Genomic DNA, 12,432 nt, shown 5'->3' on the forward strand with positions numbered 1-12,432 from the left:
GTTTACACGACCGACAACCCCTGAGGCGGCCTCATGCCGCATCGACATTCATTCGACAGTTTCGAACCATTCATGAAAATCAGTTCGCTTTTACTTTACTTCGCCACCCCGTAGCGTATACACGGAACAGCGCATCCTTTTCTCTTCACCACGGGAGTCCATGTTGTGGAAACGATCGTCAAGCGGATTCTGTCGACATCCAATACCTACGCAGATCTCCTTCTACGCCTACCCCTGGGGTTGATCTTCGCCGCCCACGGCGCCCAGAAACTGTTTGGGTGGTTTGGCGGTTACGGCCTCTCGGGAACCGGACAGTGGATGGCGTCGATCGGCTTGAGTCCGGGCATGCTCATGGCCGCCCTGGCAGGCAGCGCGGAATTCTTCGGCGGATTGGCATTGATCATCGGCTTCGCACTTCGCCCGGCAGCGGCGATCCTCGCCTTCACCATGGTGGTGGCGATCGTGTCGGTGCACATCGAAAACGGCCTGTTCATGCGCGATGGCGGCTACGAGTTCGGACTGAGCCTGCTTGCCGCGTCGCTCTACCTGGCCGTGGTCGGTGGTGGAAAGCTGAGCGTGGACCGCATCCTGAGCCCGCCCACCGCAGCATCGCGATAACTCAGGGGCAATCCCTCGCTGCAGAGCGGGGGATCCCCGATCCGACGAGCAGGGGTTGGCGTGCGGAGAATGCGTGAAACGGAACCGGGCCGGAAATTACCGCCAGATCAGGCGGCTTTCGGTTGAGAAGTGGCGGGGCACGCGAGATAGCGATGAGAACTATGTTTACTCCATAACCCTCCTAAATAGACCGGGCGACCTATCCAGAGGCCGTGAGCAGCACACAAGCATCATCCTCCGGCGTGAGGATTGTGGTGCGTAGCTTTGCTCGTGTAACGCTGACGCGAAAATTCTGTCGCGCCTGCACCATCGACCCGGCAGCAATATTTTCACGCACGATACGGTCGAAGTTGGCCACGACCTTACCTCTTGCACGCCTCGGCCATCCCTCGAAGATGATGAGCTCATCGAATTGCTTTCCCTTGGCCTTGTGCATACTCATGACCACCACGCCGGTTTCCGGCTTGTGCGCTGTGGCGAAATGCCCCTGCACGAAGGATTGCCGCGTGATAGCAAGGGCATTGAGATAGCCGCCGGTATCTCGCCAATCTTGAGATAAGCTCTGCCGAAACTGGGTGCCGCGTTCGAGCAGGCGCACGTTGCGAACGTCTCCGCTACCGCCTGCAATCTCGCACAGCCGTCAACCTCTAATGCCGCGCGGATCGCAGCCCAATCGCCGTCAGGGTCGCCGGTCAGACCGACATCAAGGGCGGTCGCATAAACCACCGCAATCGCGTTCAGCACAGAATTATTGGGAGGTGCCTTACCCTCTGCTAAGCACAGATTCCATTTCCCGAGCGCTGCATTGAGCCGCGCCGCTTCCGTCAGATCGCCCGCTGTCGGCGCTGCGCCACTCCGGCCATGGTAATAACTGCAAAGCAGGTCCAAGAATTCGTCGAAATGGCCGGCATGACGCCCCTGTTGCAACAGGAAGGCGACGATCTCCGCAGCGAGAATCGGCCCATCCATATCAACGGCTGCCGTATGTCCGATGGATGGCACCTGCCCAAAGGGCTCACGTAACACATCCGACACCAACCGGGTCATCTTCTTCGTAGGCACAAGGATCGCGAGCGACCAATTAGGTTTGCCGCTGTCTATCAGCCGCTTGCGTGCTTGGAGCACATGACCAGCCTCGGTACGCACCGCAAAATCTATATAGGATTTTTATTTCTTCGCCTTCCCGCCTCTCTCGAACCTTTATGCGGTTTGGCTCCATATTCCCGCCAGCAACAATCGATCGCGTCAGACTGTGGGGCGGCACGCGTTAGCGTCGCGCTCTCCTTGAAACCAGCGATCTACGCAAGACAATGAAAGGTGCTGATTTCGCGCCTTTTTGGAAGAAGAGGTGTGGAAATGATATTTGACTATGTTTTGGGTGGCGCGGTGACGCTGTTCGTCACGACCTACCTCATCTATGCGCTGCTGCGCCCCGAGCGCTTCTGAAACGCCGAAGGTCCAGCCTGATGCAACAGGCGGCGCGGACCGTCGGCAAATGGCTTGGCCAATTCCGCAAGCCCAACCATCGCTCCTCACGCCTGAAGGCGGCCAAGCCTGTTTGCGCCTCGGACATCATCCTCGGCATGACGCTGGTGATGCTGGCAATCGTGCTCGTCATTTGGCTGTTGGCTCAGCTCTTCACAGGGAGCGAGCAAGCCGGAATCGACATCGAATATCAACGCTGGAGCCTCTTATGAGCCAGTCTAAGTCCGCGAGCATCTTCGATGCTCGTATCCTTGTTCCCGCACTTGGGGGCGCACTCAAAAAACTTAATCCGCGCACGTTGGCCAGGAACCCTGTGATGTTCGTTGTCGCCGTCGTCTCGGTCCTTACGACGAGCCTGTTTCTCAAGGACATCCTAACCGGCGCGGGCGATCTCGGCTTTTCTTTCCAGATTATCCTCTGGCTCTGGTTCACGATCCTATTCGCGAATTTCGCAGAGGCGGTTGCCGAGGGGCGCGGCAAGGCACAGGCGGATTCGCTTCGCCGCTCAAGCACCGAGACGCAGGCCAAGCTGCTGACCAACGGCAGCAGCGACAGCGTCAAACTGGTGCCCGGCACAAGCCTGAAAGTGGGCGATGTGGTGCTGGTCGAGGCCGGCGACATCATCCCGTCGGACGGCGAGATTATCGAGGGAATCGCTTCGGTCAACGAGGCGGCGATCACGGGTGAATCCGCTCCCGTGATCCGCGAGTCCGGCGGCGACCGTTCGGCCGTGACCGGCGGCACGCAGGTGCTTTCGGACTGGATCAAGGTCAGGATCACGGCGGCGGCTGGATCAACCTTCATCGACCGCATGATCTCTCTGGTCGAGGGCGCGGAGCGTCAGAAGACCCCCAATGAGATCGCACTGAACGTTCTGCTAGCAGGGCTGACCCTCATCTTCGTGCTAGCGACGGCGACGATTCCTGCCTTCGCAGCCTATGCCGGCGGCTCGATCCCGGTGATCGTGCTGGCGGCGCTGTTCGTCACGTTGATCCCGACCACCATCGGCGCGCTACTTTCAGCGATCGGCATCGCCGGGATGGATCGCCTCGTGCGCTTCAATGTGCTCGCCATGTCCGGTCGCGCTGTCGAGGCGGCCGGCGATGTCGACACGCTTCTTCTCGACAAGACTGGCACGATCACGCTCGGCAACCGCCAGGCGACCGAGTTCCGCCCAATCAAAGGCGTTACCGAACAGGAATTGGCCGACGCTGCGCAACTGGCCTCGCTCACCGACGAGACGCCCGAGGGCCGCTCGATCGTCGTGCTCGCCAAGGAGAAATACGGCATCCGCGGCCGTGCCATGCGGTCGCTCAACGCGACATTCGTGCCGTTCACCGCGCAAAGCCGCATGAGTGGCGTCGACTTCGACGGCTCGTCCATTCGCAAGGGCGCCGTTGACGCCGTCCTCAAGCACGTCGAGCAGAACTCCGCTGCGAACAGCTCCACCCGCGCCACTGCGGAAAGCAAGCGTGAACTGGAGGCGATTGCCAACGACATTGCCAAGATTGGCGGCACGCCTTTGGCGGTCGTCAAGGATGGCAGGCTGCTCGGCGTAATCCACCTTAAGGACATTGTCAAAGGCGGCATTCGCGAGCGCTTCGCAGAACTGCGCCGGATGGGTATCCGCACGGTAATGATTACCGGCGATAACCCTATGACTGCGGCCGCGATCGCGGCCGAGGCGGGCGTCGACGACTTTCTCGCCGAGGCCACGCCGGAGAACAAACTAACACTGATCCGCGAGGAGCAGGCCAAGGGCAAGCTGGTCGCCATGTGCGGCGACGGTACTAACGACGCGCCGGCGCTTGCCCAGGCCGATGTCGGCGTGGCGATGAACACCGGGACCGTGGCGGCACGCGAGGCCGGCAACATGGTCGACCTCGACTCCGATCCGACCAAGCTCATCGAGATCGTCGAGATCGGCAAGCAGCTCCTGATGACGCGCGGCGCGCTGACGACCTTCTCGATCGCCAACGACGTTGCGAAGTATTTCGCGATCGTGCCGGCGATGTTCATCGCGCTCTATCCGCAACAGGGGGCGCTCAACATCATGGGCCTGTCGACGCCGCAAAGCGCCATCCTATCGGCGATCATCTTCAACGCCCTCATCATCATTGCGCTCATTCCGCTGTCGCTCAAAGGCGTCGCCTACAAGGCGATCGGCGCGGACGGGCTCTTGAAGCGCAACCTTCTCATCTACGGGCTTGGCGGCCTGATCGTGCCCTTCCTCGGCATCAAGGCGATTGACCTCGTCATTACCGCCATCGGCCTCGCCTGATCATAGGAGCTCAGGACATGACCTTTTTCTATCTGCTTCTCGGTTTGGCGGTCTTCGGGCTCCTGCTCGTCATGACCAACGCCGTCGACCGGGCCTGATCTTCCAGCGATGTCGGAGACTGTTCGATGCTGACACAATCCATTCTCTTCGTCGTCCTCATCGTTGGAGGAACGGCGCTCATCTCTTGGCCGCTTGGCCGCTACATGAAATGGGCGATGGACCCGATCGATCCATCGTCCGGCATTGCCGGATGGAAGAACCGTGCCTTCAGGGTTGTAGGCGGCCCCCTGACCACCCAGGATCAGGACTGGAAACGCTACATGCTCGCGATGCTGGCCTTCAACGTGGTCATGTTCGTGGTCACGTATGGCTTCCTCGCGCTTCAGCAATATCTGCCCTTCAATCCGGACGGCAAGGAAGCGCTGGAAGGCAGCCTGATCTTCAACACGGCCGCTTCGTTCACGTCTAACACCAACCTGCAGCACTATTCGGGTGAAGTTTCTCTCAGCTACCTGTCGCAGCTCGGCGGGTTGATGTGGCTCCAGTTTGTGTCGGCCGCCACAGGTATCGCGGCCCTCGTTGCGCTCGCCCGCGGCCTCGCCGGCCGTCCGCTCGGCAACTTCTTTGTTGACGTGCAGCGCGCCACCTTCCTCGTGCTGCTTCCTGTCGCCTTCGTGTTTGCGATCCTTCTGGTTCTCGGCGGCGTGCCGATGACCTTCAGCGGCAGTGCCATCGCTACCACGCTCGAAGGTGTTCAGCAGACAATCGCCCGCGGACCCGTCGCAGCGTTCGTTTCCATCAAGCAGCTCGGCACCAATGGCGGCGGCTTCTTCGGCCCCAACAGCACGCATCCGCTCGAGAACCCGAGCTTCTGGACCAACATCGTCGAAATGATCGCCATCATCCTGATTCCGATGGCCTGCGTATGGATGTTTGGGCGAGTCATCGGCCGTATACGCCACGCAGGCGTGATCTTCGCGGTGATGCTCGCCTTCATTGCGATCAAGATCACTGGTGCCGTCTATTTCGAGAGCGTTCCCACTCAAGCCTTTGCCAACCTCCCCATTGAGCAGACCGTCGGCAACCTCGAAGGCAAGGAGATGCGCTTCGGCCCGACCGGCGGCCCGCTCTGGTCGGTGCTGACCACCTCAACCTCGAACGGCTCCGTCGGGGCCATGCACGACAGCCTCAATCCGATCACCGGGCTGATGCCGATGGTCGGCATGTGGCTCAACGCCACCTTCGGCGGCGTCGGCGTCGGCATGATCAACATGTTCCTCTACATCGTCGTCGGCGTCTTCATTGCCGGCATGATGATCGGCCGAACGCCGGAATATCTTGGCTGGCGTGTCGAGTCGCGGGAGGTGAAGTTCGCGCTCTTCGCGCTGCTCGCCCACGGCCTGTTCATCCTGGGCGGCACGGCGATCTTCGCGGCCACGCCATGGGGCGCAGACACTCTGAACAATGTCGGCCCACACGGTTTCTCCGAGATTCTTTACGAGTTCTCGTCTGCCAGCGCCAACAACGGCTCGGGCTTCGAGGGTCTCGGTGACAACACCGTGCCCTGGAACCTCGCGACCGGCATCGTGATGCTGCTCGCGCGCTTTATCCCGATCATCCTGCCGCTCGCCATCGTCGGCTCACTGTCTGCTAAACGTCGCAGCATGGAGTCAAGCGGCACGCTCAGCGTCGAGGGTGGTGTCTTCGCCACCATGCTCGCCGCCACCATCATCGTCGTCGGCGCGCTCACCTTCTTCCCTGCGGCGACGCTCGGGCCGATCGCCGAGCACGTCATCACCATGAACTGAACCGGAGACAGGACCATGCAGTCTCTTCTTACGAGCATTCGCATCGCTGTGGCGACCATGCTGATTTGTGTCGCCGGCTATGCCACCGCCGTCTGGGCCGTCGCTCAAGCTGTTGCGCCCGATACCGCCAACGGCTCGCTCGTCACGAGCCAGGATGGCGCGATTATTGGCAGTCGCCAGATTGCGCAGGCTTTTACGCGGCCCGAATACTTCTGGCCCAGAACCTCGGCTGTCGACTATGACGGCGCAGGCGCGGGCGGTAGCAATCTTTCGCCTACAAGCACGGAAGTCGCCGACCGCGGCCGGGAGATCGTGGAGCGCTACGGCGCGACCCCACAGCATCTCCTGCCTGCGGATCTCGCTGCTGCGTCAGGCGCCGGACTCGATCCGCATATCTCCGAAGTGGGTGCCCTATATCAGGTCGCTCGAGTCGCCGAGGCGCGAGGATTGGATCAGTCTCGGGTCGAGGCCCTGGTCCGCGGCGCCGCCTTCTCGCCGGGCGGCTTCCTGACCCAGGATCGCGTCATCAACGTCCTTGAACTCAACCTTGCGCTCGACAAATTATAAGTATGGGTGGCGGCAGTCCAGTCCTTCTGTGGCTGTCGCTACGCTATATGACGGGAGTTGAAAGATGGGGCCCCAGAGTTTGACAGACGACACAAAGCGTCCATCTCCTGAAGCCTTGCTCGAAAAGGCGGAGCAGGAAATGCGTGGCCGTCTCAAGATTTTCCTGGGGGCAGCGCCGGGCGTCGGTAAAACTTACGAAATGCTGATGTCCGGGCGCGCGCGGAAAGCTGATGGCGACGATGTCGTGATCGGCATGGTGGAGACTCATGGGCGCGAGGAAACGGAAGCGCTTGTCGAAGGCTTGGAAGTCATCCCGAGAACGAAGGTCGCGTACAAGGGCCAACATCTCGAGGAAATGGACCTCGACGCGGTGCTTGAACGGCATCCGCAACTCGTTCTGGTCGATGAGCTTGCACATTCAAACGCGCCAGGCAGCCGCCATCCAAAACGTTATCTTGATGTCCTTGAGATTCTTGATCGAGGCATTGACGTTTATACGACGCTCAATATTCAGCACATCGAAAGCCTCAACGATGTGGTAGCGCAAATCACCCGCATCCGGGTTCGCGAAACAGTCCCAGACACCATCATAGACCGAGCCGACGATGTCGAGATTATCGACCTGACGCCGGATGACCTAATCAGGCGTCTTCACGAGGGAAAGGTCTACCTTCCTAAGATCGCCAGGCGTGCGATTGAAAACTACTTTTCGCCCGGCAATCTCACCGCGCTGCGCGAACTGGCATTGCGACGCACGGCACAGCGGGTCGATCAGCAATTGCTGTCGCAGATGCGTGCTCAGGCAATCGAAGGACCCTGGCCTGCTGGCGAGCGCGTCCTGGTGTGCATCAGCGAGGATTCGCGTTCTGCGGGTCTTATTCGCTATGCCAAGCGCCTTGCAGATCGGCTGTATGCCCGATGGACGGCGCTTTATGTCGAGGGTCGGCGCAATCTGCAACTAAGCGAAGATGAGCGTGATCGCGTTGCCGAAGCGCTTCGGTTGGCCCAGAACCTTGAGGGTGATGCAGTTACGATCCCCGGCGGCGACGGTCGTGTTGCCGATGACGTTATCGCCTACGCGCACGCGAACAACATCACTCACATCGTCATCGGCAAGAGCAGCCGATCGCGCTGGTTTGAAATCCTGCATGGTTCCGTCGTGCATGAGCTTGTACGTCGTGCTGGCAACATCAGCGTGCATGTCGTTGCAGGTGACAAGGAAACCGAAGTCCGCGCTTCCAGAAGGCCCGTCGAAACGGCCAGTCTCCGGCGCCGTCCCGATTGGATGGCCTATGGCAAATCGACGCTTGTTGTTGCTGCCGCGATCGGGGTTGGCTTGCTGCTCTGGCCTTGGATCGGAGTTGAGCACATCGGCCTGATTTTCCTGACGGCGGTTGTAACCGTCGCCGTATGGTCCGGGCTCCTACCATCGCTTTATACGAGCGTGATATCTGCGGCCAGTTATAATTTTTTCTTCACCGATCCCTATCACACCTTCTTGATTTCGCGTCCGCGCGAAATCGTTTCGGTCGTTTTCTTTACGATTGTCGCGATCATCGTATCAAATGTCGCCGCCCAGGCGAGAGCGCAGACGGTCGCCGCTAGGGCAAGAGCTCGTACGACGGAATCCCTTTATTCATTTAGCCGCAAGCTTGCCGGGGCCGGTGTGCTTGAGGACGTGCTATGGGCCACAGCCTACCAGATGGCGTCGATGCTGAACGTTCGCGTCGTCATCCTGCTTCCTGACAATGGCGCAGTCGCGGTCAGAGCTGGTTATCCGCCCGACGATACATTGGTTGACGCCGACATAGCCGCTGCGCGATGGGCCTGGGAGCACAATCGGCCGGCCGGCCGCGGCGCCGACACGCTGCCGGGGGCGAAGCGACTTTATCTGCCGCTGATCACCGGAAGTACACCGGTCGGCGTGGTCGGGTTGGATAACGACAGAAAAGGCCCATTGCTGACGCCTGAGCAACAACGGCTGTTTGATGCGTTGGCCGACCAAGCAGCGGTTGCCATAGAGCGCATTCAGCTCGTTGCCGAACTCGACAGAGCCAGACTGGCGGCAGAAGCTGACAAGCTGCGCTCGGCGCTCCTCACTTCGATCTCCCATGACCTCAAGACACCGCTTGCGTCAATTCTTGGCGCCGCCGGGACGCTGAGGGACTATGCGAATGCAATGTCGGAAGCTGATCGCGCCGATCTGCTCGCGACGGTTATTGACGAATCCGAACGTCTGAACCGCTTCATTGCCAATCTTCTCGACATGACCCGGATCGAGACGGGGGCGATGGAGCCCAATGCTTCGCTCCAGTATCTGGACGACATTGTCGGCTCGGCACTCCGACGCGCCTCAAAAATCACGTCGCGCCACCGGACGGTCACGGAGATATCGCCGAATTTGCCGATGCTCAAGCTCGACCCGGTCCTCTTCGAGCAGGTGTTGTTCAATCTATTCGACAACGCCGCCAAATACGCACCTCCCAGCACCACGATCCGCATTCGCGCCTGGGACGATGGCCGATGGGCCACGATTCAGATCATCGACGAAGGACCAGGTATTCCTCCGGCCGATCTTGAACGCGTCTTCGACAGTTTCCACCGCGTCCGCAAGGGGGATCATGTCCTCGCCGGCACGGGATTGGGCCTGTCGATCTGCAAGGGGTTCATCGAAGCGATGGGTGGAACAATCACGGCCAGCAACAGAACAGATCGCAGCGGCGCCATCTTCACGATCCGCATGCCGGTCCCGACCGACAGGCCAAAACTGGAAGAATTGTGATGACGAATTCATCGGTAAAGATCCTCGTGGTCGATGACGAACCCCCAATCCGCAAATTGCTGCGGGTGGGGCTCACTGCGGAGGGCTACACGATCCTCGAAGCGACGAACGCCAGGAACGCGATAGAGAAGGTCGAGGCCGACCAGCCCGATTTGATCCTCCTCGACCTCGGCCTTCCCGACATGCAGGGACACGATCTTCTGACCAAGTGGCGCAACGATCTCCTCGAACTGCCGATCATCATCTTGTCGAGCCGCACCGACGAAGCCGGCATCGTCAAGGCACTGGAGCTTGGGGCTGACGACTATGTGACCAAGCCCTTCGGAACCAAGGAACTGGTGGCGCGCATCCGCGTCGCCCTGCGCCACAAACTCCAGCAGCAGGGCGAACGTCCGATCTTCCAGACCGGCGAGCTGTCCGTCGATCTCGTAAAGCGGATCGTCAGAGTCACGGACAAGGAGGTGAAACTGTCGCCGAAGGAATACGACATCCTTCGGGTCCTCGTACAGCATGCAGGCAAGGTCATCACGCATCAACATCTGCTCAATCAGGTCTGGGGCGGATCTACGGATGTCCAATACTTGCGCGTCTACGTCCGACAGCTTCGTCAGAAGATCGAGCGGAGCCCAGACGGTCCGCAATACATTACGACGGAAACGGGGGTCGGTTACCGGCTGCGCGAAGCCGAATGAGGTCGACCAAAGAGAACGCGTGGCCAAGAGCCGCGTGCAAGGGAATGGAAGTGAGTAAACCTATGAAAATCTCTGAGGTCATGAAGCCGGACGATGTGCTAATCGATGTATCCGTCTCCTCGAAAGGCAGATTGTTGCAGCAACTCTCGGATAAGGCCGCGCGCGCGCTCGGCGTCAGCGAGCGTGACATCCTGGCCGCCTTGGAGAGCAGAGAAGCTCTTGGCTCCACCGGAATCGGGGCCGGCATCGCAATCCCGCACGCGCCCGTCGCCGGTATTGAACGGCCTTTTGGGCTCTTTGTCCGGCTCACCAAGCCGATCGAATTCGACGCGATTGACGATGAACCCGTGGACATCGTCTGCCTGATCCTGACGCCACCTGAAGGTCAGGCCAATCACCTGAAGCTGCTCGCCAACGTCGCGCGGCAATTGCGGTCTGAGCATGTGTTGAAGAGAATCCGATCAACAAGGGAGGCCAACCACATCTACTCAGCAATTACAGAGTGTGATGATTGAGCAGCTTAGCAGACATCGCAGGATGCAATGCGGAGTATCGAATTGAGTCATTTGATCAAGCCGACCCCGATGGCCACCACTATGTAGAAATAAAATGAGAAGACGATGGAGCCGAAAACAGGTCGAACATGAAACGACCTCCTTACTCGCTGGGCGAATTCCGATGGCGGCTTTACTTCAAACGCCGGCGGTTGCCGAACATCTGAACTTCCGCCATGCCGCCAACTCTCTCGGTATAAGCCAATCAAGCATCAGCGCCCGCGTGAAGGCGCTGGAGGAAGAACTTGGTGTTCTCCTTTTCGAGCGCAATACACGCGGCGTCAGGCTGACAGCGGCCGGACGCCATTTTGTGGAGCGGATCACGGCAGGCATCGAACAACTCGATTATGCGGTGAAGTCCGCCGGCATGGCGGCGCAAGGGGAATGCGGCCGCCTGCGTATCGGCGTCCATGCCCTGATACCACGGAGCTTCCTCGCGGAGTTGATCGGACAATACCGCGAAGACCATTCCAGCATTGAGCTTGAGATAGCCGAAGGAACAGCCCGCGATGCAACCATGCAAGTGCGCGCCGACCTGTTGGACATCGCATTCGCAGTGGGCGCACCGGAACTGCCTGACTGCCATTCCCGCCGAATATGGACCGAACTGCCCGCGCGCGTCGTGATCGGGCCGACCCTGCTGACCGGCATCTGCTTTTGCGAGAAGTGGGGCGGGGCCATGACCATCCGCACCGGCAAGAGCGGCCGCTATCGCTACTATGCCTGCTCGATCAAGGCCCGGCAGGGTGAAACCGGCTGCAAGGGCCGGGCGATCCCCATGGACAAGCTCGACAACATGGTGGTCAGCCATATCGAGGAACGCCTGCTCGATCCCGACCGGCTGGAGAAGCTGCTTGGCAGCGTTCTCGGCCGCCGCTCCGATCAGGCCGAGCGCCGCCGCCAGCACATCACCGAATTGCAGCGCCGGGCGGCCGAATCGGAATTGCGCCTCAAGCGCCTTAACAACGCCATAGAGGCAGGCGTCGCCGATCTGGACGACCCGGCGCTTGCGGAGCGCATCGCCGGCCTCAAGGTGATCCGCGACCAGGCGAAGGTCGATGCCGTCCGTGCGCAGGCGCTGCTCGAAAGCCCCGGCCATAGTTCCATCAGCCCGGCCATGATCCACGGTTTCGCCCGCCGGGCGCGAGAGCGCATCCGGGGCACGGAAGGCGGCTATCGGCGGGATCATCTGCGCGCCCTGGCGCAGCGCGTCGAGGTCGCCGACGACGCAATTCGCATCATGGGATCAAAGACGGAGCTGCTAAGGACGCTTATGGCTGGCCAAGGGCGGCGATTGCCGTGCCCAGAGGCGGACTGAAGTGGCGGAGAGAGAGGGATTCGAACCCTCGATACGTTTCCGTATACACGATTTCCAGTCGTGCGCCTTCGACCGCTCGGCCATCTCTCCGAAATCGACGTTCGCTCGGCTTCGAGCAGGCGCGAAGGTTACCCCAGCTTCCCGCCCCCTGCAATCATTGTGCGGTCGGCTCCTTGGACGAGAGGTAGACCGGCGGTTCCTCCAGGCAACTCCCATCGGCGCGGCGACGTGCGTCTCCGCGCGCCTCGCCCGGGGGTCCGCCGGGAATGGCCCAGGGACTGCGCGCGGGAGCTGCGGGCAGCTCAATCTCTGGCCCCGGCCTTGCGG

At 60.4% G+C, this 12,432-nt stretch carries 11 protein-coding genes and 1 tRNA gene; 10 read left to right on the plus strand and 2 right to left on the minus strand.

Annotated elements, in window-relative coordinates:
* Window positions 1-165: 165 nt before the first annotated feature.
* Window positions 166-618, plus strand: coding sequence for a DoxX family protein (locus tag E4680_RS00150; RefSeq protein ID WP_135280357.1), 453 nt, complete (start codon window positions 166-168; stop codon window positions 616-618).
* 199 nt (window positions 619-817) lie between these two features.
* Here the strand turns inward: E4680_RS00150 and E4680_RS14250 are convergent, their stop codons facing one another.
* Window positions 818-1,216 carry a hypothetical protein gene (locus E4680_RS14250; RefSeq protein WP_205688686.1) on the minus strand — a complete coding sequence of 133 codons (399 nt, stop codon included), beginning with the start codon at window positions 1,214-1,216 and terminating at the stop codon, window positions 818-820.
* Window positions 1,217-1,974: 758 nt separating this feature from the next.
* On the opposite strand from E4680_RS14250, the gene kdpF reads away from it, so the two are divergent.
* The 9 genes from kdpF to E4680_RS00200 all read left to right on the plus strand — a co-directional run bounded on the left by kdpF (window position 1,975) and on the right by E4680_RS00200 (window position 12,105).
* Window positions 1,975-2,064: a K(+)-transporting ATPase subunit F gene (gene kdpF / locus E4680_RS00160; RefSeq protein ID WP_135280358.1), complete on the plus strand. Its 90-nt coding sequence runs from the start codon at window positions 1,975-1,977 to the stop codon at window positions 2,062-2,064.
* 20 nt (window positions 2,065-2,084) lie between these two features.
* Window positions 2,085-2,315 carry a hypothetical protein gene (locus E4680_RS00165; protein WP_135280359.1) on the plus strand — a complete coding sequence of 77 codons (231 nt, stop codon included), beginning with the start codon at window positions 2,085-2,087 and terminating at the stop codon, window positions 2,313-2,315.
* Window positions 2,312-4,384: a potassium-transporting ATPase subunit KdpB gene (gene kdpB, locus E4680_RS00170; protein ID WP_135280360.1), complete on the plus strand. Its 2,073-nt coding sequence runs from the start codon at window positions 2,312-2,314 to the stop codon at window positions 4,382-4,384. The genes E4680_RS00165 and kdpB overlap by 4 nt, the downstream gene beginning before the upstream one ends.
* Window positions 4,385-4,509: 125 nt before the next feature.
* Complete coding sequence (kdpA, locus tag E4680_RS00175; RefSeq protein ID WP_135280361.1) at window positions 4,510-6,192, plus strand: potassium-transporting ATPase subunit KdpA; 1,683 nt, start codon at window positions 4,510-4,512, stop codon at window positions 6,190-6,192.
* Window positions 6,193-6,207: 15 nt separating this feature from the next.
* Window positions 6,208-6,759 (plus strand): potassium-transporting ATPase subunit C, encoded by a 552-nt coding sequence (locus tag E4680_RS00180; RefSeq protein WP_135280362.1) that lies wholly within the window; start codon window positions 6,208-6,210, stop codon window positions 6,757-6,759.
* A gap of 64 nt (window positions 6,760-6,823) precedes the next feature.
* Window positions 6,824-9,541 (plus strand): sensor histidine kinase, encoded by a 2,718-nt coding sequence (locus E4680_RS00185; RefSeq protein WP_135280363.1) that lies wholly within the window; start codon window positions 6,824-6,826, stop codon window positions 9,539-9,541.
* The gene (locus E4680_RS00190; RefSeq protein WP_135280364.1) at window positions 9,541-10,233 is read left to right on the plus strand and encodes a response regulator transcription factor; all 693 of its coding nucleotides are present in this window, start codon (window positions 9,541-9,543) and stop codon (window positions 10,231-10,233) included. Before E4680_RS00185 ends, E4680_RS00190 begins: the two co-directional genes overlap by 1 nt.
* Before the next feature lie 62 nt (window positions 10,234-10,295).
* Window positions 10,296-10,748 (plus strand): PTS sugar transporter subunit IIA, encoded by a 453-nt coding sequence (locus tag E4680_RS00195; protein WP_167792293.1) that lies wholly within the window; start codon window positions 10,296-10,298, stop codon window positions 10,746-10,748.
* Between the two features lie 163 nt (window positions 10,749-10,911).
* Window positions 10,912-12,105, plus strand: a complete 1,194-nt coding sequence (locus E4680_RS00200) for a LysR family transcriptional regulator (protein WP_135280365.1) — start codon at window positions 10,912-10,914, stop codon at window positions 12,103-12,105.
* 2 nt (window positions 12,106-12,107) lie between these two features.
* Here E4680_RS00200 and E4680_RS00205 read toward each other — a convergent pair.
* A tRNA-Ser gene (locus E4680_RS00205) sits at window positions 12,108-12,195 on the minus strand.
* Window positions 12,196-12,432 lie beyond the last annotated feature (237 nt).

Origin of the sequence: Candidatus Macondimonas diazotrophica (assembly GCF_004684205.1) — a bacterium.
Lineage (GTDB): Bacteria > Pseudomonadota > Gammaproteobacteria > UBA5335 > UBA5335 > Macondimonas > Macondimonas diazotrophica.